The organism is Halorubrum sp. CSM-61 (genome assembly GCF_003781945.1).
Lineage (GTDB): Archaea > Halobacteriota > Halobacteria > Halobacteriales > Haloferacaceae > Halorubrum.
In genome coordinates, this window is the sequence record NZ_RJJW01000005.1 from 117277 (window position 1) to 142302 (window position 25026).

Genomic DNA, 25026 nt, shown 5'->3' on the forward strand with positions numbered 1-25026 from the left:
GCCTATGACGAACGCCCGACCAGTTGCGCGTAAGCAGCCACCGTCATGATCGAGCGAATCCACACGTCGGACGTCGAACCGGACGCGGACGAGGTCGCCATCGCCGGCCACGTCCACGAGATCCGCGACCTGGGAGGCCTCGTCTTCCTCATCGTGCGCGACCGCGAGGGGCTCATCCAGATCGTCTTCAAGGAGGAGCGCGAGCCGGAGCTGTTCGAGGCCGTCCAGGACGTGGGCGCCGAGGACGTGGTCCGGGTCGTCGGCGAGCCGCTGGAGAGCGATCAGGCGCCCGGGGGCGTCGAGATCGCGCCGACCGAGTACGAGGTCATCGACGAGGCGGACTCCCCGCTCCCGCTCGAGATCTCGAAGGACATCGAGGTCGACCTCTCGACCCGGCTCGACAACCGCGCGCTCGACCTCCGCAAGCCGGAGACGCTCGCCGTGTTCACGCTTCGCTCGAAGCTGATGACGGCGATGGAGGAGTGGTTCGACGGCGAGGGGTTCGTCGACATCAAGACGCCGCTCATCTCGAAGGGCGGCGCCGAGGGCGGCGCCGAGCTGTTCCCGATCCTCTACTACAACCAGGACGCGTTCCTGTCGCAGAGCCCGCAGCTGTACAAGCAGATGCTGATGGCGTCCGGCTACGAGGCCGTCTACGAGACGGGGACCGCGTTCCGCGCCGAGGACTTCGCGACCTCCCGCCACGTCTCCGAGATCGCGATGTTCGACGTCGAGCTCGCGTACATCGACGACCACGACGACGTGATGGACGTCCAAGAGGAGTCGCTGCGCCACGCGCTCCGCGAGGTCGCCGAGAACGCCGAGCGCGAGCTCGACCTGCTCGACGTCGACCTCGACGTGCCCGAGGACGACTTCCCGCGGATCACCTTCGACGAGGCGCTCGACGTCTTAGAGACCGAGTTCGGCCACTTCCCGGACGACCCGACCGACCTCGACACGAAGGGCGAGAAGCTGCTCGGCGAGCACTTCGAGGAGCGGGGTCACCCCGCGTTCTTCGTCGTCGGCTACCCCGACGAGAAGTTCTACTACATGCAGGACGTCGAGGGCGACGACATCGCCTCGCGGAAGTTCGACCTCATCTACAAGGGCCAGGAGCTCTCCTCGGGCGGCCAGCGCGAGCACGACGTCGAGCGCATGGTCGAGGTCATGGAGGAGGAGGGCGTCGAGACCGCCAACTTCGAGTTCTACATCGAGGCGCTCAGCTTCGGCACTCCGCCCCACGGCGGCTACGGGCTCGGCATCGACCGGCTCGTCCAGAAGGTCGCCGACCTCGACAACATCAAGGAGGCGATCATGTTCCCGCGCGACCCGAACCGGCTCGAACCGTAACGCGGTCGGAGTCCGCCGACGCCGTCCGCGGCCGCGGTGTCGCCAGCGGGCGTCCGACGTATCTTTTATAAGCAGTCGTCGAAGTTATCTAATTCCCGCTTTCAAGCCGCCTTCCGTCGATTAAACCGAGTAAAATCGGGCGCAATTCGGCTGAACGGCTTGTGGTATTAAAGGTGACAGCGGCCCGAGCGGGAGTCGTCATGAACGCGATCCGAACGACACTGATCGTGGCGCTCGCCGCGGTGGTACTGATCGGGACCGGCGCCGTCGCGGCGACCCCCGGACCGGACAACGCCTCGGGCGGCGCGGGGCCGCCGAGCGACCTACCGGGCCCGGTGCCGGACTTCGTCGGCGACATCTTGAGTAGCGTGAACGACTTCCTCGGCGGCGGCGTCGACGACCTCGGTGAGAACGTGAGCGACGACGCCGGCGACGGTGCGGACGAGAGCGCAGACGAGGAGGAGGCGTAACGTGACGGACCGAACGCCCGACCGCGTCGCGCTCGACCGGCGGACGTACCTGCAGGCGGCCGGCGCCGCCGCGCTCGGCGTGTCCGGCCTCGCCGGCTGCGTCGGTCGCGCGACCGGGACGCTCGCGACCGCCGTCACCGACCAGCCCGCCGACATCGGCGACTTCGAGTCGCTCGTGGTCACCGTCGAGGGGATCTGGCTCGGTCCCGAGGGCGCCGAGAGCGGCGCTGAGGGGAACGAGACGGACGACGGGGATGCGGACGGAGCCGGCGACGGCGCCGACGGCAACGAGACCGACGACGGGAGCGACGTGGACGATGAGGAGGACGGCGGCGAGCCCTCCGGCCGCGAGTACCACGAGTTCGACGAGCCGCAGGAGGCCGACCTCGTCCGGCTCCAGAACGGGGAGACGCAGCTGATCGACGAGCGCGAGCTCTCGCTCGGCACGTACCGGTTCCTCCAGTTGGACGTCTCGAACGTCGAGGGCACCCTGGAGGACGGCGACGAGGCGCAGGTCGACCGCCCGGGGAACGCGCCGCTGACGTTCAACGCGGAGTTCGAGGTCCGCGAGAACACCCGAACGGTGTTCACGGCCGACTTCGCTCCGGTCCGGCGCGGGAACGGGCGGTACCTCCTGCGCCCGGTTCCGAGCGGGATCGAGGTCGACTACGAGGAGACGGACGGCGGCTCCGGAGACGGCAACGAGACCGACGGAACCGACGAGAGCGACGAGTAGGCGGGGGAGCCGGCGTCTCGCCGCGTTCCCCGACGGTCCCCCGTTGAAGTCGCGGTTCGGTCGCACCGGCCGACGACGGTCGTCCGGCCGTTGCCGACCGCGGCTTCGGGGTCAGGGTTGGGAGCGGTCCCGGGATTCGGGGACCAGGGGAGTGCACGGCGGAATCGGTCCCCCGTCGGAGGCACACGACCCGTTCGATCGTCCCGACGCGGCGAACCGCGGCGGGACGGTCGGGGTTCGTTCGACGAAACGCAGCGAGACGACGCGAGACGGCGCGAGCGACCTGCGCCGTACCCACGCGATCACGCGGTCGGCGACGCGCGGTCTCTTATAAACGTTCGATACAGCGGACCGGCGAGCAGCAGCGCTCCGAGACCGGCCATCGCGACCAGCGCGGTCGGATCGATCGAGGCCGCGTCGCCGGCCGCGAGCCGAGTGACGGAGACGCCGATCGCGACGCCGACGACCGCCCACGGGAGCTCTCCGAGCGCCGTGCCGACGAGAAGCGAACGGAGGCGGATCCCGGACCCGCCGGCGGCGACCGAGACGGCGTCCGAGGGAACCGGCAGCAGCCGCGTCGCGGTGACGGCCCGAACGCCGCCCGTTGTTTCGGCCAGCCGCTCCCCCGCGCCGCAGAGCCGGTCGGCCAGCTGCGATCCCTCGCGGGCCCGGACCCGACCGGCGCGCGCGAGCCAGTACGGGGGGAGCGCGGTCGCCACCATCGCGGCGACGCCGACCGGGAGCCCGGCCCACCCGTACCCGAAGCCGGCGACGACGGCGAGCAGCGTCGTCGGCCACGCGAGGAAGGGGCGGATCGCCGTCAGCGCGACCAACGCGACGCCGAACCGGACCGGATCGTCGGCGAGCCACGTCAGCGGCCCGAGCACGGCGTCGGGGGAGACGATCCACGCGAGCGCCGCGAACGCGGCCACCGCGACCCCCGCGAGCGCGTACCCGACGGCGCCGGTTCGGCGGTTCACGAGCGGCCGTGCTCCCTCGGGCGATAAACGCTTTGTGGAGCGCCGGTCTCGGAGGCGGCTCTCACTCCTCGACGAACTCCCGACGGAACTCGGCCGAGAGGTGCTCGCGCTGCCACGCGTCGATCGCGGACTCGTCGAGACGGGCCGCCCAGACCGCGAGCAGACCGACGGCGAAGGCGACGCCGGGAAGGATCAGCGCGGCGGCGTCGACGAACAGCTCCGGGCGAAAGAGAAAGAGGGCGATCCGGTCTCGGTACGCGTCCCACGCCGGCCCGAACGCGACCCACCGGAACGCGGTCGGGACGAGCGCAACGGTCGTGACCGGGTAGAGTGAGGCGTCCGTCACCGGCCCACCTCTGCCGCGCGCGAACGCAGCGGCGTAGAACCCCCAGCAGGCCAGCGACGCGACCGCGGAGGCGACCCGCCGAGGACCGTCAGGCGCGCCGTGATCGAGGGCGCCGAGCTCGAACAGGAGCCCGGCGGCGCCGACGTAGCCGATCAGGCAGGCGAGCGCGCCGCCGACGAGGACGCCGGCGTGGGCGGCCCGCGACTGGTTCGCGAACGGGGCCAGACCGATCGGAAGCGACATCGGCGAGAGATGGAGTCGCTCGGCGGTTGAAGCTTGCGAGTCGCTCTCCGGGTTCCGGCGAGCGACGGCACGGGGAAGCCCGTGTTACGACAGCTTTCCGAGCGCCTCGAAGAAGTCGGAGGGAGGCCCGGCGATCCGCATCGGCGGGGTCGTCCGCTCGACGGTCACCTCGGTCGGGGCGGGGAGGGTCGCCACGTTCCGCCCGTCGCTGGCGACGACGACCTCCTCGACGCCCTCGACCGCCACGGTCACGGTCGCGTCGGCGTCGACCACGAGCGGGGGCATCCCCTCGTCGGCGACCATCTCGTTGACGACGAGCCCGCTCACTCCCGGATGGACGAGCGGGCCGCGCTCGGAGAGGTTGTACGCGGTCGAGCCCGTGGGCGTCGCGACGAGGACCCCGTCGGCGTGACCGCTTGCGTACCGGCTCCCGTCCACGCGGACCTCGTAGTCGATCCCGGCGCCGGGACCTCGTCGATCGCCTTGGATCACGATCTCGTTGGCCGCGGGGACGGAGGTCCAGCAGTCGGTCCGGGCGACGAGCCGCGGCGCCTCCCGCACGTCCATCTCGCCGCGGTCGAACGCATCGACCTCCGAGAGGACGGCCTCCTCGGCGTCCTCCGGGGAGACCGCGTTGAGGAAGCCGACCTCTCCGAGGTTGACGCCGACGATCGGGGTGTCCTCGGCGTTGCGTGCGACGAAGAGAAACGTCCCGTCGCCGCCGACCGCGACCGCGAGATCGCAGTCCGCGAGCGCGCCGACCGCGCGGCCGGCGTCCGGCTCGCCGAGCGCGTCGGCGGTCTCGGCGTCGAGCCAGACGGACGCGCCGGCGCCGACGACCGCGTCGCGCAGCTCGTCGGCGACGGCGACCGCGCGATCGCTCCCCTTCCGCGCCACGATTCCGACCTCCATGCGCCACCGATTCTCGCCGCCGGACAAAAGGATGCGGACATCGGACCGCGGTTCCGGAAAGTTTCAAGCCGCCCCCCCGCCTTGCCAGAACCATGTCGAGCCCCGACGGCCGACTGGAACCATGAGCGAAGACGACGACTGGTTCGAGCGCGCGTTGCGAGACGCCGACGCGGACAGCGGTGCGGCGGACGACGGGGATGAGGACGGAGCCGGCGACGACCGAGCCGAAGCGGACGCCGAGGCGCACGAGGGAGACGAACCTCAAGAGGCGGCCGAACACGAGGGAGACGACAACCGCGACGCCGAGCGCGATGCCGAGCGGGGGAGGGACCCGTTCGGCGGGATCCGCGAGGGGGAGCGGGACCCGTCGCGAGGAGTCGGCGGCGACCTCGACGAAGGCGATTTCGGCGATGACGACTTCGGCGGTGAGGCCCCCGACGACGATCCGTTCGGCGGCGGGTCGTTCGGCGAGGACGACCCCTTCGGCGGCGGATCGGCGGGAGGCGACACCGAGGACCCGGCCGGCTCCGAAGGGGGATTCGGCGGCGGGTCGTTCGGCGAGGACGACCCCTTCGGCGGCGGTGAGGGCGATGAGGGCGGTGGGGATGACGGGGACGGCGGACCGCCCAGCGGCGGACGGACCGGCGGCGGACCGGCCGGCGGATCGGCGGACCCCTTCGGCGGGTACCGCGGGAGCGCCGCGGGCGACTCGGGCGGCCCGAACGACGTCGGATTCGGCGAGTTCGACGGCGGGGAAGGCGGCGACCCGTCGTCGGGGTTCGACGCCGACCCCGACGAGTTCGAGTCGTCGATCGAGCGCACCGACGTCGGGATCGAGGGGCTCGACGAGATGATCCTCGGCGGCGTCCCGTGCCGCTCGCTGCTGTCGGTCATCGGCGGCGCGGGGACCGGAAAGACGACGTTCGCGCTCCAGTTCCTCAACGAGGCGCTCGAGTCCGACCGGAAGGGGATCTACATCACGCTCGAACAGACCCGGGAGTCGATCCTCTCGACGGCCGAGGAGAAGGGGTGGTCGTTCCGCGAGCACGCCGACGAGGACCGGCTCGCGGTGGTCGCCATCGACCCGATCGAGATGGCGAACTCGCTGGCGTCGATCCGGAACGACCTCGTCCGGCTCATCGCCGAGTTCGACGCCGACCGGCTGGTGTTAGACTCTGTCTCGCTGTTGGAGATGATGTACGACGACCCGGCGAAGCGGCGCTCGGAGGTGTTCGGGTTCACCCGGTCGCTGAAGGCGGCCGGCGTCACGACCCTGCTCACCTCGGAGGCGAGCGAGCGGAACCCCTACGCCTCCCGGCACGGGATCGTCGAGTACCTCACCGACGCGGTGTTCGTGCTCCAGTACATCCGCGGCACCGACTTCCGGGAGACGCGCCTCGCCGTCGAGATCCAGAAGATCCGCGACGCCAACCACTCCCGGCAGTCGAAGCCGTACGAGATCACCGACACCGGCATCTCGGTGTACGGACAGGCGAACATCTTCTGACGGCGGCTTCGCGCGCGGCGAGTGGTTTCGCAATCGCTCTCACAGCTCGTCGTGAACATTTTTCCCTGCTGAATGTATCGGCTGTGATATGACTGCTACCTCGGGAATTCTCGACGCCCTCCACGGAATTTCCTCTCGTCTGAACGGGGATATGAGCGAAAAGGACGTGGAGAACACCTTTCTCAACGAAGACTTCTACACCCTCCTCGGATACGAGGGAGCCGGACACGACCTCCGAAGCGAGTGGACACTGCCCGATAACCGGCGTCCGGATTACGTCACGCTCGACAGTAACGAGTCGGTCACGGCGGTCTACGAGTTCAAAACGAGTGGCCGCGAACTCGGCCCCCACGAGGATCAACTGTTCCACTACGTAGACGAACTCAAGGCCGACTACGGCGTCCTCACTAACGGAGAGGAGCTGCGACTCTATCGGCGGGAGGAACAGTCGCGGCTGCTGACCGTCTCGCTCGGAGATGCGACGGAGAGCGACGCCGCCGACCTGGAAGCGGCCCTCCGAAAGCCAGAGTGGGACATCACCGATCCCGAGAGCGTCACCGCCTTCCTCGACGGCCTCGACGAGGTGGAACTCGACGGCCAGCTCGGACAGGAACACTTCTTCGAAACGTTCCGCTTGGAGGAGGACAGCCCCTTCGCCAACCTCGTGACGGCGATGATGGACCTGCTCGTCGAACTGAGGGACGAACAGGAAGCGAAGTTCGTCAAAGGGGCGTACGACTTCTGGGAGGCGAGCTACGCCAGCGAACCGGACGAGACGCCCGACTCGTGGGAGCCGTTCATCGAGGGCGGGCAGTCCCTCCGGGACTTCATGTTCTGTCTGGAGTCCGGTCACGCGCTTCTCGCGCGGCTTCTCTTGGCAAAGGCGACCGACGATCACGACTTCTTCCCCAACAGCAAGGGGCTTCGTCGGTACTTCGACGAACTCGGTGGTTTCAGCGGGAATATCGAACTTGACGCCTACCCGGTCGCGGCGAACGGGATGATCGAGGACATGCGGAACCAGCTCGTCCAGAGCCTGTTCGAGGACGACATCTTCATCTGGTGGACGGATGGCTACGGCGAACAGACGGCGAGCCAACACGACAACCCGTACACCCGCTTCCGCGACGTGGCGAAGGAGGGGAGCGAGGTGAGCCGTGTGAGTCCGGCGACTCGCGAGCGGTTCAGTCGCGCTATCGCGCACGTCTCTTTCGCGGTCCTCAAGTTCGACTTCGCGGAGATCGAGGGCGACCCGCTCGGAGATCTCTACCAGCGGTACTTCGACCCGGAGACACGGAAGGCACTCGGGGAGTTCTACACCCCACAGCCGGTCATCGACTACATCATGGACGGCGTGGACTACGACGTCGGCGTCTCGGAGGAACGCATCATCGACCCGTCGTGCGGGTCCGGGACGTTCCTCGTCGAGGCGGTCGATCGCTACCTCGACGACGTGCGCCGGTACAACGACGATCCCGATTGGTCGGAACACCTCACCGAACTGTGTACGACGCCGCACATCGTCGGACTCGACATTCACCCGTTCGCGGTGTTGATGGCGCAGATTCGCTTTATGGTCGCGATCCTCCCCGAGTACCGGGAGGCGAAGCGAGAGAGTGAGAGCTTCACCATCCGGCGACTCCCGATCTTCCGAACCGACTCCCTGCGGAACGAGCGCGAACTGACGGGGATCGATATCGGCGACGACGGGCAGACGCAGATGACGCTGGACTCGATCACGGAGGACAGTCAGGACGTGAAGATCCCCGTGCCCCTTCCCATCGAGGTCGACGAGGACGAGGTGGCCGACTCCGAACTGGAGGACGGCTTCCTCGTCCAGCGGGTGCGGATGCCGAAGTACGATACGGCAAAAGTGAACGCCGGGGTTCGGAACTTCGGAGAGTATTACGCGGCTCTACAGGGCGTCCTCGACGTGGTGAAGTTCCACATGCAGGAAGGTTGGTGGGAGTACGGCGGCGGCCTCGAAGAAGGAATCCACCGCTACACGACTCGCGAGTACGAGGGCGTTGAGGAGTTCTTCGAGCCGTACGTCAACGACATTCTCGCGACAGTGCGTTATCTGCAGGAGGATCACGGTGATGGACGGCTGTTCAAGATGTTCGAGGACACCGTCCTCGCGCTCGTTGTGAAGAACTACATGGACTATGATTATGTCGTCGGAAATCCCCCTTACGTTCGCGTTCAAAACCTTCCAAACCGACAGAAGGAGTACCTCGATCAGCTCTATGACTCTGCGATCGGGAATTATGATTTATATTGTCTGTTCACTGAACGAGGGATCGACCTTCTGGACGATGGGGGCCGACTTGGATACATTGTCCCGAACCAGTTCATGCATACGGACTACGGTGCGGGAATGAGGTCCGAGATACTGAATCGTACATCAATCGAGGAGATGTACGACTTCCGTAATTCGGGTGTCTTTGAGGACGCTATGAATTGTCCTGCCATTTTCATTCTGGAAGAGGAAGACGACGCGGACGTGAGAAGTGAGAATGATATTCGCAGTATCCGAGTAAAGTCAAATATCGATCAAAAATCCGGCCGCGCAGTTGACAAAAAAGTTATCGACTTGGTAAGTGAGAAACGAGGTAGTTCTGGATATAGCGATCAGTATCTGGATGCTTTTGATTACCCACAGAATCGTCTCACAGCAGATGATTATTGGGCGCTCATGCCGCCTCATGAGCTAGAAATATTTGAGAAACTTGAACAAAAAGCTGATCAGAGAATATCCGATGTCGTTGATTCGGTGTTTGCCGGGACACAGACGGGGGCAAATAAGGTCTATGTCGTTACTCTCGTTGATGCTGATCGGATCGATAGTTCAGATGGGGGTCGCACTGTCACCGTCAAACCATCCGGAGAGGAACAGACTTACGAGGTTGAGACGGATCTGCTTCGCCCTTGGCTCCAAGGGAACGATATTCGGCGGTGGCGCGGTGATTGGTCTGGCCAACACGTTATTCTGCCCTATTATATCGAAGGAGAAGGAGATCAGCGCAACGCACAGCTATACGATCCTGATGAGATGCGCGATAATTATCCTCTCACATGGGATTACTTTGAGGAGCATCGTGATGCACTTGAGGCGAGAGAGGGTGGTCGTATGCGCGGACGAGAAGATTGGTACGGATTTACGTATCCGAAGAGTCATGAGCGGTTCGAGCGACTGAAATTAATAGCACCGGCAATCTCCATGGATTCCCGGTTCATGTTCGATGAAACTGGGAGTTGGTACTTCAAAACCGGATACGGTATTCAGGCCGAACCTCGCTTCGAAGAGCAAACATCAGTGTTAGCAGCCCAACTTAACTCAAAAGCCCTCAACTTCTATTTCAAACATATCGCTGCGCTCAAGATCAGCGGAGCGTATGAATACCGCGCACAGTTTGTCGAAAAGTTACCTTATCTGATGCCCAATCAGACTGATGAATCCAATAACATTTCGTCGAAAGTCGAAAATATCATACAAATCGTCGACATGAGTAACAAGACGGAGCGCTTCCCCGAAGCCTACCTCGGAGACTTCGACGGCGATCTCGGATACATTGATTACGAGTGGCAGACCCGACGGTATCCGGTGAACGCAGACATTCAGGAGAAAGGGACAGAGGGACGTTTTGCTGTTACCGCTGGTCGCTCCGACGAGATCACCGATCCGCTCATGGATCGAGGAGATCGTGAGGAGCGGAAGCTTCGAGCGCAGTATGTCCATACCGCTGTAGACGGGAGAAATATGAAGAAGGGAGAAGAGCAAACGATTCCGATCCCGAGGTCTCGTGATGGCGTGAAACAGCTCATCGAGGCACTGGAGTCCGATCGACAGACCGTCGACGAGACGAGCATCGAAGCCCTCGAAGCGGAGATCGACGAGATCGTGTACGACCTGTTCGACCTGACTTCGGACGAGCGTGACGTTGTCGAAGACTATCTCGAAGTGTTCTGACGTTTTTTGTCGTCGTACCTACGGCTCGCGGTGTTGCTCGCCGCAGGTATGTACCGTCCGGGAATCGAACCAGAGGAAGACGGTCCGGGCGTGCGGCCTCGCTTCGCTCGGCCGTTCCGGGCTGCGGCTTCCAGGGTTCAATTCCCGGACGGTGCATTTCTCTCACTACGTTCGAGAAATGCACCGTCCGGGAATTGAACCCGGGCTATTAGCTTGGGAAGCTAATGTCCTACCACTGGACCAACGGTGCTCACTCGGGAGTATCCGACCTTCCCACTTCAACGTAGCGCTTCCGGTGCCGGGAGCCACACCCTTAACCCGCCGCCGACGGAGTCGTCCCCATGCACTCGCAGCCGAACCAGACGGACGTGACGGTCGATCCGGCGGCCGTCGAGCGCGTTCGCGAGCGACGCGCCGAACTCGCGCCGGCGCTCGGTCGGACGTGGACCGACGGCGAACCGCGACGCTTCCTCACCGACCTCACCGCGATCGGGAGCCGGATGGCGGGCAGCGAGGGGGAGCGCCGGGCCGCCGCGATCGTCGCCGACGCGTTCGAGCGGGCGGGGCTCTCCAACGTGGAGACGAGACCGTTCGAGATGGACGCGTGGGAGCGCGGGGACGCGACGCTCCGAGTGACGGCGCCGGGACGCGACGGCGCGACGGCGACTCGGGAGTTCGAGGCGCTGGCGCTGCCGTACTCTCCTTCGGGGAGCGTCACCGGCGAACTCGTGGACGTGGGGTACGGCACGCCCGCCGAGATCGACGAGCGGGACGTGGAGGGCCGTATCGCGGTCGCGTCGACGACGACCCCGGAGGGCGGGCGGTTCGTCCACCGGATGGAGAAGTTCGGCTACGCGATCGAGGCGGGCGCGGTCGGCTTCGTCTTCGTCAACCACCTCGACGGCCAGCTCCCGCCGACGGGGTCGCTGACGTTCGGCGAGGAGGCCGACGCGGTCGCCGTCGGCGTCTCGAAGGAGACCGGCGCGTGGCTCCGGGAGTACGCGGTCGACGGGAGCGACGAGAGAGGGATGGGGACGGACGGCGACGCCCCCGCGGCGACCGCCGAGCTGTCGGTCGCGGCGACGACCGAGCCGGGCGAGAGCCGGAACGTGATCGGGCGCGCGGGCCCGGACACCGACGAGCGGCTCCTCCTGCTCGCGCACTACGACGCCCACGACATCGCGGAGGGCGCGCTCGACAACGGCTGCGGGATCGCGACCGTCGCGACCGCCGCGGGGATCCTGACCGAGGCGGCCCTCCCGATCGGCGTCGACGTGGTCGGCGTCGGCTCCGAGGAGGTCGGACTCCTCGGCGCGGAGCGGTTGGCCGAGCGGCTCGATCTCGACCGGGTCAAGGGCGCGGTCAACGTCGACGGAGCGGGGCGGTTCCGCGACCTCGTGGCGCTCGCGCACGCCTCCGAGACTGCGGCGTCGGTCGCCGAGGCGGTGGCGACGGCGACGGGCCAGCCGATCGCGGTGGACGCGGAGCCGCACCCCTTCTCCGACCAGTGGCCGTTCGTCCGGCGCGGGGTGCCCGCCCTCCAGCTCCACAGCGACTCCGGTGACCGCGGACGGGGGTGGGGACACACCCACGCGGACACTCGCGACAAGGTCGACGACCGGAACGTCCGGGAGCACGCGATGCTCGTCGCCCTGCTCGTCGCCGACTTCGCGGCCCCCGAGCGCGACGCACCCCGGCTCGACCGCGACGACCTAATCTCGGCGCTCCGCGAGGCCGACTTCGAGACGGGAATGCGCGCGGCCGACCTCTGGCCCGCCGGCTGGGAGTGAGTTAGTTTTTCCCTCTCGTCGGCATCGGCGCCGTCGTGCGCTTGTGCGCCGAGGCGCGGTGGCGAGCGAGCAGATCCGCCACCGTCTCCTCGTCGACCTCGGTAGCCGACCGGTCGGCGATCGTCTCGGCGTCGAGCCCGCGGTCGACACCGAGCCGCAACACCGCGTCGATCACGTCGTAGGGGGCACCGAGGTCGTCGGCGTCGCGCTGTCCGGGGAGGAACCCCGCGGTCGGCGGCTTCTCGACGACGAACTCGGGCACGTCGAGCTCGGCGGCGAGCGCGCGAACGTCGGTCTTGTACAGGTGGCCGAGCGGCAGCAGGTCGGCGGCGCCGTCCCCGTGTTTCGTGACGTAGCCGAGCAGGTGTTCGCTCCGATTGGTCGTGCCGCAGACGAGGCGGTTCGTCGCGTTGGCGGCGAGGTACGCCATCGACATCCGGAGCCGAGCGATCGCGTTCCCCGAGCGGACCGGCTCGTCGTGGAGGTCGAACCGGTCGGGGGCGATCGCGCCGAACTGCGCGAACAGCGGCTGGAGGTGGACCGTGTCGTGCTCGATCCCGAGCGCGTCCGCGAGCGCCTCGGCGTCGCGGGCGTGAGGCGCCCCGATCTTGTTACAGGGGAGGATGAGTCCGTACACCCGGTCGGCGCCGAGCGCCTCGACCGCCAGCGCCGCCGTGACCGTGGAGTCGAGGCCGCCGCTCATGTTGACGACCGCCCCGTCCGCGTTCGCGGCCGCGACCCGGTCGTCGACGAACGTCCGGATCCGGTCGCGCTCCGCGGCCGGATCGGGCGGGTCCAACGGGTCAGCGTCGTCGAGGTCCTTTCGGGCCGGTGAGTCATCGCCGCTCGACGCGGCGGCCGCGGAGCGGTCGGGGACGGCGTCCGACTCGAACGCGGTCGGCTTCGAGTTACCCATCGATTCGCCCCCCGGACGGCGGTTTCGGGGTAGAACCGTCTGTGGACGGTCCGCTCGAAACGCGCGATCTTCGGACGGTTCGAGCGGCACCCGGTTCGCGTGTGTACCGCGGACGCGTGGAGGCGTCGGGTCGAAAGCTCATGTTCGCCAGTCGCTTCCGAACGGACGGGTAAATACTCACGGTGAGACTTGTTTAAGGTATTACCCGAATTACGACGTATAAGATCTACTCTGTTCGTACTTCTACACTGTATGTCAAATAATACCCAGAAAATACGAGAGATAGGAAGGGCGCGCGTCTCCGTGGTGGTGTTATACCACGCCTAGATTGTAAATCCGATATTTTGTGACGAACAAAACCGTATCTCCGCGAGAAATATCTATTCAACAGTATAAGGGAGATTTAGCCAAACGTTTATACACCAAAATGCGATTGGTGCGTCCATGTCGACGATACAGCTCACGAGCAGTCAGAAACGGGTGCTCACGGCCCTCGTGAACCTCGCGGAGAACGCGGACCGACCGGTGTCCGGTTCGCGGATCGCCGAGTCGATCGATCGAAACGCGGGGACGGTCCGAAACCGGATGCAGAGCCTGCGCGATATCGGGCTCGTCGAGGGAGTCGCCGGCCCCGAGGGCGGCTATGTCCCCACCGACGCCGCCTACGAGACCCTCGGCGTCGCACGGATGAACGACGCCGCCCGCACGCCCGTCGAACGCGAAGGCGACCCGGTAGAGGAGGTGAACGTCGAGGAGATCGACCTCTCCAGCGTCGCCAATCCCGAGTTGTGTCGGGCGGAACTCGTGATCCGCGGCCCGGTCGGCTCCTTCGACGCCGGCGATCGCGTGACCGTCGGTCCGACGCCGGGCGGTGGGCTCCGGCTCTCGGGGGTGGTCGACGCGACCCACGTCGACGGAAACACCCTATTGGTCCGCGTCGAGGGCATGGAGACGCCGGGCACGGAACGGGCGGCGTAGCGCAGGCAGCCGGCCTATCGGGTCGCATCGGTCTCCGCGATCCGGTCTCGGATCGCGCCCGTCGCCGCGGCGGCGTGTCGTGCGTCGCGGTAGCGCTCTCCGAGGGCGACGCGCGCGCTCTCGGCCGCCTCGGGGTCGACCGCGAAGGAGACGCCGTCGTAGGACACGTCCCAAAGGACCAGCGGCTCCGGAGGCGCGGGGCCGATCCCAAGCTCTCCTGGGACGGGTTCGGGAGCCAGCAGCCGGTCGATCAGGGTGAGGTCGGCCGCGCCGCGCCCGACCGCCCGAACCGTGGCGACCAGCCGGCGCACGAGCGCCCGCGGGAACCCACCGGCGCTCACCTCGACGACGAGGAGGTCGCCCTCTCGGGTCGCGCTCGCGGTTAGATCCCGGACCGTTCCGGTCTCGTCGCTCGTCAGGTTCTGGAAGTCGTGCTCGCCCGAGAGACGAGCGAGCGCGTCGCGGACGCGGTCGTCGTCGACGGCGTGGTCGCAGTTCGTACCCTCCTCGCCGCGAGCGGGCGCAAACAGGTGATACCGGTAGGTCCGCCGGACGGCGTCGTGGGTGGCGTGGAGCCCGTCCGGCGCGTCGGCGGCCGCCCACACGCGTACCGAGCCCGGGAGGTGCCCGTTGAACGCCCGCGGCGTGAGCCAGTCCGGCGCCGCGAACGCGACCGTCTGCGCGACCGCGGAGACGCCGGCGTCGGTCCGCCCCGCGGCGGCGTACCCAGGCGGCGTCGCGTGCGTCGGCCCGTCGCCGCGGTCGAGGACCCCGTGTTCGGCGAGCGCCCGCAGCAGGGTCCCCTCGACGGTCGTCGCGTGGGGCTGGCGCTGGAAGCCGGCGTACTCGCGGCCGTCGTACGCGACCCGGAACGCGCGGGTCGCCGAGCGCGAGGCGTCGGTCACTCCGCGTCGGAGACGTCGTCCGCGTCGGCGTCCTCGCCCGCGACTGCACCCTCATCCCCCTTATCGCGGTCGGCCATCGGCACCGTGACGACCGGGACGGGGGAGACGCGCACCACCTTTTCGGTGACGCTCCCGAGGAGGACGCGCCGGATCCCGGAGCGCGCGTGGCTCGGCATCACGACCATGTCGGCGCCCACGTCGCCGATCGCGTTCTCGATGACCTCGAGGGGCTCGCCGCGAATCACGTTACCGACCACGTCGACGCCGGCCGACTCCAGCTCCGCCGTCACCGTCTCGACCCGCTCCTCGGCCGCGTCCTCGACGCGCTCCGCGAACGCGCCGGCCTGAGGCCCGCGCAGCGTCTGGGCGACCGTGTCGATCGCGGAGACGACGTGGACGGTCGCGTCGTACCGCTCCGCGAGGCTCTTCGCGTGCGGGATCGCGTCGTTCGCCTTCCCGCCCGGCGCCACGGGGAGGAGGATGTCGTCGTACATACGTGAGGGTCCGCCCGCCGAGTGGAAAACGGTACCGGCCGTCGCGAAACGGGACGCGAGGACCTGGAGACGCGGCGCTACAGCCCGAGCGAGTCGAGCAGGTCGAAGCCGACGCCGGCGTAGCCGACGAGCTTGAACCCGAGGTAGATCCCGACGATCGCCACCACCCCCGGCAGTTCGGGCGGGGCGGGGATCGGGACGCGGAGGAAGGCGAACAGCGCGCCGACCGTGAGGCCGACGATCAGGGCCGCGGCCGTCATCACGGGCGTGGAACTCATGTCGTCGGTTCGGCGGCGTCGACTCATAAGGGCGGCGTTCCCGACCGATGCGGTGCGATCTGTGGGGGCCGGCCGATCCCCGGCTACGCCGCGGATGGGCAGGGTTTTCAGACGGGCGCCCCTCCACGGGGACATGGCACGAGAGGTTTCCAACCCCGACAACCCGCAGGTGACGCTGCAGACGAATCACGGCGACGTCGTCGTCGAGCTGTTCGCCGACCGCGCGCCGAAGACGGTCGAGAACTTCCTCGGACTGGCGCGTCACGACCCCGCGGCCGACGCCGACCCCGCCCGCGACACGAACACGTGGGAGGACCCCGAGAGCGGTGAGGTCCGCGGCGACTCGCTGTACGAGGGCAACGTCTTCCACCGCGTCATCGAAGACTTCATGATCCAGGGCGGCGACCCGCAGGAGTCCGGTCGCGGCGGCCCCGGCTACCAGTTCGACGACGAGTTCCACGACGACCTCACCCACGACGGCCCGGGAATCCTCTCGATGGCGAACTCCGGCCCGAACACGAACGGCTCGCAGTTCTTCATCACGCTGGACGCCACGCCCCACCTCGACGGCAAGCACGCCGTCTTCGGGCAGGTCATCGACGGGATGGACGTGGTCGAGGATATCGGCTCCGTCCCGACCGACCGCCGCGACGAGCCCCGCGACACGGTCGAGATCGAGCAGGTCACGGTCGACGAGTAAGACGGCGATCCGGGATATTCCTTTTAAGCGGTTGGCGTTGATCCGATAGCGATCGGCTTCTCTGTGGTGAACACCTCCAAAGCCCCAGCCGCTCGGCTATACGTGTTTGACTGCGGATCGGCGGCGAACACCTCCAAAGCCCCAGCCGCTCGGCTATACGTGTTTGACTGCGGATCGGCGGCGAACACCTCCAAAGCCCCAGCCGCGAGGAGCGCGGAGGCGATGTAAGCACCGCAAGGAGCGAGTGAAACGAGCGACTGAGGAGCGCAGCGAGCGTGCGCGCTCCTCGCGGCTGCCCCTTTGAGTCCCGCCCGCCGTACCGCACAGCACCTCACGCCTCCCCAGCCTCGTCGGCCGGCCTCCGCTTCGCGCCGGCCGCCCGACTCCCTCGCACCGGCGGTTTCGCGGCCCTTCGGGCCGCTCACCGGGACGCGCCACCGCACAGCTATTTATAAGTAATCGCGATCTACCCAGTAGTCAGCTCAAACGACCCGATTCTCCAGTTCCTCGCCGCCGTCGAGTCGACCGACGTTCTCGGCGAGGATGTCGGCGACGCGCTCGTAGTAGTGCGGGGTGTGGCCGGCGTTGTGCGGGGTGATCGTGACGTTGCCGAGCCCCCACAGCGGGTGGTCCTCGGGGAGCGGCTCGGGGTCGGTCACGTCGAGCGCGGCCCCGCGGATGCGGCTGTTCCGGAGCGCCGAGACGAGCGCGTCGGTGTCGACGACCGGACCGCGGGCGATGTTGACGAGGACCGCGTCGGCTCGCATTGTCCGGAGCGCGTCGGCGTCGACGAGCCCCCGGGTCGCCTCCGTGAGCGGGCACGCGAGCACCACGTACTCGGCGTCCGCGATCGCGTCGTGGAACTCGTCGAACCCGTACACCTCGTCTGTCGGGCCGCCCTTCTCGGGCGAGTACCGGACGCCGGTCGTGTCCACGTCGAAGGGCTCCAACCGGTCCACGACCGCCTCGCCGATCGCGCCGAGCCCGACGATCGCGACGGTCGAGCCGTACACCTCGGTCGTCTCGTAGCTCCGCCACTCCCGGCGCTCCTGCTGGCGGTGCGCGCGCGCCCATTGGCGGGCGTGGGTGATCATCGACCCGAGGACGTGCTCGGCGATGTTCGGCCCGTGGACGCCCGAGGCGTTCGTCAGGGCGACGCCGTGGTCCTCGAGCGCGTCTCGGGGGAGGTGGCCGGTCCCGGCGAACACGCACGCGAACAGCTCCAGGTTCTCGGCGGCGGCCAGCAGCTCCTCGTCGACGTCGAGCCCGACCGCGATCCGCGCGGTTTCGAGCAGCTCGCGCTCCTCCGCCGGCGTCCGAGCCAGCGCGACCGATCGGTCCGGGAGCCGCTCGCGGATCGCCGCTGCCAGCTCCTCGCCGCCGGAGCCGTGGATCGTCTGTCGCAACACGACGATGTCTGGGTCGCTCATGGGGGAGAAACTCGACGCAACGGATAAAAAGGGTGGCCGTCCGGCGACCGGTGCCGGATCCGTCGGGCGTGTCCGGCGGTGTCCGCCTACTTCAGCGCCGCGTCGAACGCCCGCCGGAGGTCCGCCTTCATGTCGTCGACGTGCTCGATCCCCACCGAGACGCGGATGAGCCCGTCGGTGAGCCCGGCCGCGAGCCGCTCTTCACGGGGGATCGCCGCGTGGGTCATCGCGGCCGGCTGCTCGATCAGGCTCTCGACGCCGCCGAGCGACTCCGCGAGCGTGAACACCTCGGTCTCGCTGACCACGGCCGACGCCTGATCGAGGGTGCCGTCGAACTCGAACGAGAGCATGCCCCCGAACGCGTCCATCTGCTCCGCCGCGAGCTCGTGGTCCGGGTGGCTCTCCAGTCCGGGGTAGTAGACGCGGCTCACGTCCTCGTGGTCCTCCAGCCACCGCGCCAGTTCCATCGCGTTCTCGCAGTGGCGGTCCATCCGGACGGAGAGCGTCTTCGTCCCGCGCAACACGAGAAAGGAGTCGAACGGGCCCGGCGTCGCGCCCACCGAGTTCTGGTAGAAGCCGAGCCGCTCGTCGAGGTCGGCGTCGTCGACGATCAGCGCGCCGCCGATGGTGTCGGAGTGACCGCCGAGGTACTTCGTCAGCGACTGGGAGACGATGTCGGCACCGTGTTCGAGCGGGCGCTGGAGGTACGGGGTCGCGAACGTGTTGTCGACCGCACAGAGCGCGTCCGCCTCGTGAGCGATCTCGGCGAGCGCGCCGATGTCGTTGACGTTCATCAGGGGGTTCGTCGGCGTCTCGACCCACACGAGCTCCGTCTCCTCGCGCAACGCCGCCCGGACCGCGTCGTGGTCGGTCGTGTCGACGAAGGAGGTCTCTAAGTCGTACTGCTCGTACACCTGCGTGAGGATGCGGTGGGTCCCGCCGTACACGTCGTCGCCGGCGACGACGTGGTCGCCCGCCTCCAGCAGGTTGAGAACGGTGTTTATCGCGGCCATCCCGGAGGCGAAACAGCGCGCGTGGCTCCCCGACTCCAGCGAGGCGAGGTTGGCCTCGAGGTCGGTCCGGGTCGGGTTCCCGGTCCGGCTGTACTCGTACCCGCGGTGTTCGCCCGGTCCGTCCTGTTTATACGTGGAGTTCGCGTGGATCGGCGTCATCAGCGCGCCGGTCTCCGGGTCGGGCTCCTGGCCGGCGTGGATCGCCCGGGTCTCGAAGCGGTAGTCGTCGGCGTCGCTCTCGCGGGATCCGCCCCCCTCGCGGGAGTCGTCGCCCTCGACGTCGTCGGATCGGTCGCTCATACCCGACGGTCGTCGCCGAGGGAAGTGATTCTTCCCCTTCCGGGGCGGTCAGAGGCGAGGGAGAGATGGAATCCGCGAGCCACAGCGCGGCCGCTGGCGGCGTGAGACCGTGAGAAGTGCTCGGTCAGGGATTTGAACCCTGGTCGTCGGCTGTCTTCCAAACCGGCGCGCCGTCGCGCCGCGTCTGCCGAAAGGCCAACATGATTGGCCGGACTACACCAACCGAGCGCAATTTCGGCTTGTGCCCCATCCAATTTAACTCTTCTTAACTCGCCGCACCGTGGGAGGCGTCGGCAGGGTCACGTCGTCCGGTTCGGCCCGGGCCCCGGCCCGCTGTCAGTCCTCGTTTCGGTTCGGGTCCTGGTCGTCGCGCCCGCGGTGGGCTCGACCATCGCCGACGTCGCGGCCGACGTGAGTCCCGGAGCGGGAATTGACGGTTCCGACCCCGAATTTGCTGTGAACGCCGGTGTCTCGATCCAATTCCGGGGGAAAGTATATAGTCCTATATAAAACATAGTGGGATAATCACCGACCGATATTTCTGCCGGACGATGTTCGAACGCTCATTTAAGTACCGATATATCGACGGGTAGAGGCCGTAGTACCCCGGTATATATTTCGAACAGATTTAAGGTATATGGGATGTGATATCGTGGTATGGAGACGAGGAAGGTGCAAGTCACCGGCGGTTCGACGTACACGGTCTCGATTCCGAAGACGTGGGCGACCGACAACGACGTCGAGGCGGGAACGGAGATCGAGTTCCATCCCGACGGTGACTCGCTGTTCCTCACGCCGCGCTCCGAGGAGGAGCGCACCCGCGGGACGCTCGATATCTCGGATCTGTCGGGACAGGCGCTCACCCGCGCCGTGACGACGATGTACGTCAGCGGGTTCGACGTGATCGAACTCGAAGGAGCCGAGATCACCACCGAGCAGCGGTCGACGGTCCGCGAGGCGGTCCAGAGCCTCGTCGGACTGGAGGTGTTAGAGGAGACCCGCGACCGAGTGGTCGTCCAGGACCTCCTCGACTCCTCTGAGCTGTCGATCCACAACGCGGTCACGCGGATGCGGCTGATCTCGCTGTCGATGCTCGAGGACGCCATCGCGGCGCTCTCCGAACGCGACCACGACCTCGCGCGCGACGTGATCGGACGGGACGACGACCTCGACCGGCTCTGGCTCGTCGTCTCGCGGATCTTCCGGGCGACCCTCCGGACGCCGAAGGCGGCCGAGGAGCTCGGGCTCCCGCGCGAGGAGTGTTTCGACTACCACTCCAGCGCCCGCCAACTGGAGCGGATCGGCGACCACGCGACGAAGATCGCCCATCTGACGCTGAGCATCGAGGAACCGCTGCCCGACGACGTGGTCGAGGCGGTCAACGACCTCTACGGCGACGCGGTCGAGGTGATCGACACGTCGATGGACGCGCTGTTCGCGGACGACAGCGAGGAGGCGACCGCCCTCGCGAACGAGGCGCGCACCGGCGTCCGGGCGATCGACGAGCGGGTGCGCGCGATCGACGAGCTGCTCCGCGAGCTGGACCCGACCCGCGCGCAGCTGCTCGGGCTGGTCGTCGACTCCGTGCTCCGGTCGGCCGACTACGGCGGTAACGTCGCGGAGACGGCGCTACAGAAGGCCGCGCCGACGCCGTGAGCTGAGGTTCTCCGAACGACCACGACCGCCGGTCGGATCGCCGGAGAAGCGGGTTTTTTGGGCGTCGCAGTCGGACGGGTCGGTATGCCAGAGATCGAACTCGGCGTGCCGAAGGGTGTCGTCGAGTCGCTGCCGGAGGAGGGCGGCACGGCCGAGCAGGACATGCGACGCGCGATCGCCGGGATCCAGTCCCGACTGAACGACGAGATCGCGGGCGCGGAGCCGGCGGAGGCGGCCGAGGTCGTCGCCGACGCGGTCGAGCGCATGGAGGCGCAGGCGAGCACGTACCACGAGTTCGTCCCGGAGCTGCGCGCGTGGGGTCAGTCGCCGATCTACGCCATCGCGTGGCGGAACCTCTACCTGGAGCTCATCGGGCAGCTGTACGAACACGAGTGGCTCGGCGACGAGCTCGACCGCGAGCGCAACTTCCGGCTCGTGGAAGACGGGATCCGGCTGTCGGACCTCTAGGGGGCGAGTCGGGCGTCGCCGCCGACGGCGCCGCCGGATCCCCGGCGTCGCCCGTTTTTAAGCCGTCGGGGTTCGATCGGTAGGTATGGAACTCGAACTGCGGTTCTTCGCGACGTTCCGCGAGGCCGCCGGAGGGAAGACCGTCACCGCGGAGTTCGCGGACGGGTCGACCGTCGGCGACGTGTTGCGAGAGCTGGAGGCGGAGTACGAGGGGATGAACGGCCGCCTCATCGTCGACGGCGACCTCGCTCCGCAGATCAACGTCCTGAAGAACGGCCGCGAGGTGCTGCACCTCGACGGGCTCGACACCGCTCTCGACGACGGCGACCGCGTCTCCGTGTTCCCGCCGGTCGCGGGCGGTGGTGAGCCGTGAGCGACGCGGAGCTCCCGCCGGCCGAAGACGGCTGGGAGCGGAAGGAGATCAAGTACCGAGGCATCTCGCGGCGCCTCGCGGCCCACTACCTCGTCAACCTCGGCGGCGAGCTCGTCGGGACCGACGACCCCGCGGAGGCGACCCGCGTGGACGGCGACGGGTGGCGCGTCGCGCTCAGCGCCGAGAAGGTGACCGCCGCCGGCGCAATCTCGCTCACCGAGGTGACCGCGTCGTTCGTAGGCGATCCCGAAGCGCTCGCCGCGTTGCTCCCGAGGTACCGGCAGAAAGCGATGCGCGCCGGCGGGTGATGGCCGACGGCGACGACCCCGACGACTCCCGATCGCCCGGCCCGTATCCGATCGAGGGGGCGGCCCTCGTGAAGGCGGCGGCGCTCGCGAGCGTCCCCGCCGAGCGCCTCCCCGAACTGCTCGCGCGGGTGCAGGCCGACCTCGGCCCGCGGCTGGGCGAGTACCGCCGGCGGTACGAGCAGATTGCGGCGGAACCGGACCGCGAGACGTTCCTCGTCGAGCCCGACCATTGGGAGGGGTTCGCCGACCGGCTCGAGCTCTCGGACCGCGAGCGCGACGCGGTCGCTCGCGCCCACGAGGCCGCCGTCGAGCGCGCCGGCGACGGCGACCGACGGGCGGAGTTCGAGACCGCACTGGAGATCCGGTCCGGCGTCGTGATCGGCGTCTCCGACGAGAGCGGTGAGGCCGGCGACCGCGACGGGGAGTGACGGCCGGATTGCGGCCACCGACGCCTTTTCGGCGCCCCGCGCAGACGTGCCGACATGCGACTCGCTCGCCTGCTCACGCCGGAGGGACCGGTTTCGGGGCGCTACGAGGACGGGGTCATCGTCGCCGAGGACGGCCGGTACGAGGTCGGCCGCGACGGGCGGCTCCTCCCGCCCTGCGACCCGAGCGCGCTCTACTGCGTCGGCCGGAACTACGCGGAGACGCTCGACCAGATGGAGTACGAACGACCGGAGGAGCCGGACTTCTTCATCAAGCCGCCCGCGAGCCTGCTCGCGCACGGCGAGTCGATCCGGTATCCCGAGTGGACCGACGAGCTGACCTACGCCGGCGAGCTGGTCGCCGTCATCGACGAGCGGTGCCGCGACGTCGACCCCGAGGACGTGCCCGATGTCGTCCGCGGGTACACCGTCATGAACGACGTGGACGCGTTGGACCAGCAGGGCCGGACCGCGCGCAAGGCGTTCGACGGCTCCGCGCCGCTCGGGCCGTGGATCGAGACCGACGTGGACCCGACGAACCTCGACATCTCGACGACGGTCGGCGGGGAACAGCGGCAGGACGCCAACACCGAGCTAATGTTGTTCGGTCCCCGCGAGATCGTCTCGTACCTCTCGAAGCGGTTCACCTTCGAGCCCGGCGACTGCGTCGCCTTCGGGAGCCCGGCGAACCCGGGGCTCGTCGAGCCTGGCGAGCGCGTGGAGATCACCTACGAGGGCGTCGGGACGCTGTCGAACCCCGTCGTCGAGGGGGAGTGACCGAGAACGCTTTTAAAGGGTGTGCGGTGGCGTGCGCCTGCGAGCGGCCGCCCTTGGCGGCCGCGAGTCAGCGCGCGCGAGGGAGTCAGTCGCCGGAGCGAAGCGACGGCGACTGACGAGGCTGGGGAGGTGTGAGGTGGGGGGCGGTCGCGGTGCGGGGTGGGACTCAAAGGGGCAGTCGCGAGGACGAAGACGCGTGATGCAAGGACCGCAGGAGTGAACGCAGTGAACGACGAGGACCGCAGCGAGCGCATCGAGTCCTCGCGGCTGGGGCTTTGGCGGTGTTCACTGACTCTCCGGCGTCAACGACGTATAAGCGAGCGGCTGGGGTTTTGGCGGTGTTCACCGTCGTGCAGCTGTCAAACACTGATAAACGACTGATCGGAGCGCAGAAACGAATCCCGACACGGTTCCCGTCGAGCCCTCCACCGCGCCCGATCTCCACTCAGTCCGGATTTCGCATCGGCTGCCGCTCCCCGTACGTCAGCGTCCGCCACACCCACTCTACTGGACCAAACCGGAAGCGCCGCAGCCACACCACCGACAACACGATCTGCACCGCCCAGACGGCGGCGACGAACCCGAGCTGTTCGACGCGGCTGACGGAGCCGAACAGGCCGAGCCCGTGGCCGTAGAAGACGGAGGTGGCGATCACCGTCTGGAGCAGGTAGTTCGTGAACGCGGTCCGGCCGACCGCGGCGAGCCCGCGGGTCACGGGGCCGTCCGGGCGACGCCGGGCGTACAACATTACGAGCCCGAGGTAGCCGCCGGCGAGGGGGAAGCTGCCGACGTAGACGAACTGTCGCCAGTACAGCGCGGCGTCGGCGCTCCAGTCGTTGGCCTCGATGTAGGCGACGCCGGCGACGGTGATCGCGAGGCCGACGACGCCGAGCGCGACGAGGCGGCGGTAGAAGGCCGCCGACCGCTCGCCGGTCAGCACGTCCCAGCGGTACAGCGCCATCCCGAGGAGCATGGTGCCGCCGACCTGCCAGAAGCTCCCGCCGATATAGCCGGTCGTCTGTCGGTCGAACGAGGAGGCGACGCGGTGGTCGAGCTGTTCGAGCCACCCGCCGCGGTACGCCGCGACCTGCTGTCGGATCGCGGCCTCGGACGGCGCCCACTGGGCCGCGACCGCGTCGCCGCCGAGGCTGATCGCCGCGAGCAGCTCCGTCACGGGGATGAAAAGCAGGAAGACGGCGCTGAGTCCCGCGAGCTGTCGCGCGTCGAGGTTCCGGAACGCGACGACCACCAGCGCGGTCACCCCGTACGCGACGAGGATGTCGCCGTACCACAGCAGGTACGCGTGCACGAGCCCGATGGCGATGAGGATAGCGGTCCGCCGGTAATGGAGCCGCACCGCGTCCTGCCCCTTCGCGTTCTTGCTGTCGACGAACAGCAGGATCCCCGCGCCGAACAGCGCCGAGAACAGCGTGATGAACTTGTTCTGGGCGAACACGTGGCTGAACGCCCACGCCCAGTAGTTCGCGCCGGTGAAGTCACCGTACACGGCCCCGTCGGCGTAGACGGTGGGGTTCAACAGCGTCTGCTCGGGCATCGAGAACGACCAGACGTTGATCAGGAGGATGCCGAGCAGGGCGAGCCCCCTGAGCGCGTCGAGGGAAACGATTCGGTCAGAGGGCGGCGTCGGGCCGGAATCGCGGGTCACGAGTTGGCTCGCAAAAGGGAACGCAGGACCGAATA

24 protein-coding genes and 2 tRNA genes are annotated in these 25026 nt (G+C 67.8%); 14 read left to right on the forward strand and 12 right to left on the reverse strand.

Annotation, left to right across the window (positions count from 1 at the left end; translation table 11 throughout):
* Positions 1 to 45 precede the first annotated feature (45 nt).
* The 3 genes from aspS (at position 46) to EDM04_RS10260 (ending at position 2556) form a co-directional block, all read left to right on the forward strand.
* The gene (aspS, locus tag EDM04_RS10250; RefSeq protein ID WP_123621749.1) at positions 46 to 1350 is read left to right on the forward strand and encodes an aspartate--tRNA(Asn) ligase; all 1305 of its coding nucleotides are present in this window, start codon (positions 46 to 48) and stop codon (positions 1348 to 1350) included.
* Between the two features lie 200 nt (positions 1351 to 1550).
* A complete protein-coding gene (locus tag EDM04_RS10255; RefSeq protein ID WP_123621751.1) occupies positions 1551 to 1820 on the forward strand; it encodes a hypothetical protein in 270 nt (89 codons plus the stop codon).
* A 1-nt stretch (position 1821) separates the two neighbouring features.
* Positions 1822 to 2556, forward strand: coding sequence for a DUF4382 domain-containing protein (locus tag EDM04_RS10260; RefSeq protein ID WP_123621753.1), 735 nt, complete (start codon positions 1822 to 1824; stop codon positions 2554 to 2556).
* Positions 2557 to 2858: 302 nt separating this feature from the next.
* Here the strand turns inward: EDM04_RS10260 and EDM04_RS10265 are convergent, their stop codons facing one another.
* The 3 genes from EDM04_RS10265 to EDM04_RS10275 form a co-directional block, all read right to left on the reverse strand.
* Positions 2859 to 3536 carry a TVP38/TMEM64 family protein gene (locus EDM04_RS10265; RefSeq protein ID WP_123621755.1) on the reverse strand — a complete coding sequence of 226 codons (678 nt, stop codon included), beginning with the start codon at positions 3534 to 3536 and terminating at the stop codon, positions 2859 to 2861.
* 61 nt (positions 3537 to 3597) lie between these two features.
* Positions 3598 to 4125: a hypothetical protein gene (locus EDM04_RS10270; RefSeq protein WP_123621757.1), complete on the reverse strand. Its 528-nt coding sequence runs from the start codon at positions 4123 to 4125 to the stop codon at positions 3598 to 3600.
* An 84-nt stretch (positions 4126 to 4209) separates the two neighbouring features.
* A complete protein-coding gene (locus EDM04_RS10275; protein ID WP_123621759.1) occupies positions 4210 to 5037 on the reverse strand; it encodes an NAD(+)/NADH kinase in 828 nt (275 codons plus the stop codon).
* Between the two features lie 121 nt (positions 5038 to 5158).
* Between EDM04_RS10275 and EDM04_RS10280 the strand changes: the two genes are divergently transcribed.
* Together EDM04_RS10280 and EDM04_RS10285 are read left to right on the forward strand one after the other, a co-directional pair.
* Positions 5159 to 6544 (forward strand): KaiC domain-containing protein, encoded by a 1386-nt coding sequence (locus tag EDM04_RS10280; RefSeq protein WP_123621761.1) that lies wholly within the window; start codon positions 5159 to 5161, stop codon positions 6542 to 6544.
* Positions 6545 to 6632: 88 nt separating this feature from the next.
* Positions 6633 to 10514, forward strand: a complete 3882-nt coding sequence (locus tag EDM04_RS10285; RefSeq protein WP_123621763.1) for an Eco57I restriction-modification methylase domain-containing protein — start codon at positions 6633 to 6635, stop codon at positions 10512 to 10514.
* A gap of 179 nt (positions 10515 to 10693) precedes the next feature.
* Here EDM04_RS10285 and EDM04_RS10290 read toward each other — a convergent pair.
* Positions 10694 to 10764 (reverse strand) — tRNA-Gly (locus EDM04_RS10290).
* 91 nt (positions 10765 to 10855) lie between these two features.
* On the opposite strand from EDM04_RS10290, the gene EDM04_RS10295 reads away from it, so the two are divergent.
* A complete protein-coding gene (locus tag EDM04_RS10295; RefSeq protein ID WP_123621765.1) occupies positions 10856 to 12304 on the forward strand; it encodes a M28 family metallopeptidase in 1449 nt (482 codons plus the stop codon).
* 1 nt (position 12305) lies between these two features.
* Here the strand turns inward: EDM04_RS10295 and EDM04_RS10300 are convergent, their stop codons facing one another.
* Positions 12306 to 13220 (reverse strand): NAD+ synthase, encoded by a 915-nt coding sequence (locus tag EDM04_RS10300; RefSeq protein ID WP_123621767.1) that lies wholly within the window; start codon positions 13218 to 13220, stop codon positions 12306 to 12308.
* Between the two features lie 444 nt (positions 13221 to 13664).
* Here EDM04_RS10300 and EDM04_RS10305 point away from each other — a divergent pair, with 444 nt between their 5' ends.
* Positions 13665 to 14198 carry an Rrf2 family transcriptional regulator gene (locus EDM04_RS10305; RefSeq protein WP_123621769.1) on the forward strand — a complete coding sequence of 178 codons (534 nt, stop codon included), beginning with the start codon at positions 13665 to 13667 and terminating at the stop codon, positions 14196 to 14198.
* A 14-nt stretch (positions 14199 to 14212) separates the two neighbouring features.
* Here EDM04_RS10305 and truA read toward each other — a convergent pair whose 3' ends face one another.
* The 3 genes from truA to EDM04_RS10320 all read right to left on the reverse strand — a co-directional run bounded on the left by truA (position 14213) and on the right by EDM04_RS10320 (position 15875).
* Positions 14213 to 15103: a tRNA pseudouridine(38-40) synthase TruA gene (gene truA, locus EDM04_RS10310; protein ID WP_123621771.1), complete on the reverse strand. Its 891-nt coding sequence runs from the start codon at positions 15101 to 15103 to the stop codon at positions 14213 to 14215.
* Positions 15100 to 15597 carry a universal stress protein gene (locus tag EDM04_RS10315; protein WP_123621773.1) on the reverse strand — a complete coding sequence of 166 codons (498 nt, stop codon included), beginning with the start codon at positions 15595 to 15597 and terminating at the stop codon, positions 15100 to 15102. Before EDM04_RS10315 ends, truA begins: the two co-directional genes overlap by 4 nt.
* A 77-nt stretch (positions 15598 to 15674) precedes the next feature.
* Entirely contained in the window at positions 15675 to 15875 is a 201-nt protein-coding gene (locus tag EDM04_RS10320) for a XapX domain-containing protein (protein WP_123621775.1), read from the reverse strand.
* 133 nt (positions 15876 to 16008) lie between these two features.
* On the opposite strand from EDM04_RS10320, the gene EDM04_RS10325 reads away from it, so the two are divergent.
* Positions 16009 to 16575 carry a peptidylprolyl isomerase gene (locus tag EDM04_RS10325; RefSeq protein WP_123621777.1) on the forward strand — a complete coding sequence of 189 codons (567 nt, stop codon included), beginning with the start codon at positions 16009 to 16011 and terminating at the stop codon, positions 16573 to 16575.
* Positions 16576 to 17057: 482 nt separating this feature from the next.
* Here EDM04_RS10325 and EDM04_RS10335 read toward each other — a convergent pair whose 3' ends face one another.
* From EDM04_RS10335 to EDM04_RS10345, 3 genes are all read right to left on the reverse strand, one after another.
* Positions 17058 to 18005 carry a D-2-hydroxyacid dehydrogenase gene (locus EDM04_RS10335; RefSeq protein WP_123621779.1) on the reverse strand — a complete coding sequence of 316 codons (948 nt, stop codon included), beginning with the start codon at positions 18003 to 18005 and terminating at the stop codon, positions 17058 to 17060.
* Between the two features lie 86 nt (positions 18006 to 18091).
* Entirely contained in the window at positions 18092 to 19318 is a 1227-nt protein-coding gene (locus EDM04_RS10340) for a cystathionine gamma-synthase (protein ID WP_123621781.1), read from the reverse strand.
* A gap of 117 nt (positions 19319 to 19435) precedes the next feature.
* Positions 19436 to 19546: transfer RNA gene (locus tag EDM04_RS10345), tRNA-Glu, on the reverse strand.
* 429 nt (positions 19547 to 19975) lie between these two features.
* Here EDM04_RS10345 and EDM04_RS10350 point away from each other — a divergent pair.
* From EDM04_RS10350 to EDM04_RS10375, 6 genes are all read left to right on the forward strand, one after another.
* A complete protein-coding gene (locus tag EDM04_RS10350) occupies positions 19976 to 20974 on the forward strand; it encodes a phosphate uptake regulator PhoU (protein WP_123621783.1) in 999 nt (332 codons plus the stop codon).
* Between the two features lie 84 nt (positions 20975 to 21058).
* Positions 21059 to 21442 (forward strand): hypothetical protein, encoded by a 384-nt coding sequence (locus EDM04_RS10355; RefSeq protein WP_123621785.1) that lies wholly within the window; start codon positions 21059 to 21061, stop codon positions 21440 to 21442.
* Between the two features lie 85 nt (positions 21443 to 21527).
* Positions 21528 to 21815, forward strand: a complete 288-nt coding sequence (locus EDM04_RS10360) for a ubiquitin-like small modifier protein 1 (RefSeq protein WP_123621787.1) — start codon at positions 21528 to 21530, stop codon at positions 21813 to 21815.
* Complete coding sequence (locus tag EDM04_RS10365) at positions 21812 to 22123, forward strand: hypothetical protein (protein ID WP_123621789.1); 312 nt, start codon at positions 21812 to 21814, stop codon at positions 22121 to 22123. The genes EDM04_RS10360 and EDM04_RS10365 overlap by 4 nt, the downstream gene beginning before the upstream one ends.
* Positions 22123 to 22551: a hypothetical protein gene (locus EDM04_RS10370; RefSeq protein ID WP_123621791.1), complete on the forward strand. Its 429-nt coding sequence runs from the start codon at positions 22123 to 22125 to the stop codon at positions 22549 to 22551. Before EDM04_RS10365 ends, EDM04_RS10370 begins: the two co-directional genes overlap by 1 nt.
* A 54-nt stretch (positions 22552 to 22605) precedes the next feature.
* Positions 22606 to 23325, forward strand: coding sequence for a fumarylacetoacetate hydrolase family protein (locus EDM04_RS10375; RefSeq protein WP_123621793.1), 720 nt, complete (start codon positions 22606 to 22608; stop codon positions 23323 to 23325).
* A 445-nt stretch (positions 23326 to 23770) separates the two neighbouring features.
* On the opposite strand, the gene EDM04_RS10380 is transcribed toward EDM04_RS10375, so the two are convergent.
* On the reverse strand, positions 23771 to 24991 hold the full coding sequence (locus EDM04_RS10380; RefSeq protein ID WP_123621795.1) for a DUF418 domain-containing protein: 1221 nt from the start codon (positions 24989 to 24991) through the stop codon (positions 23771 to 23773).
* Positions 24992 to 25026 lie beyond the last annotated feature (35 nt).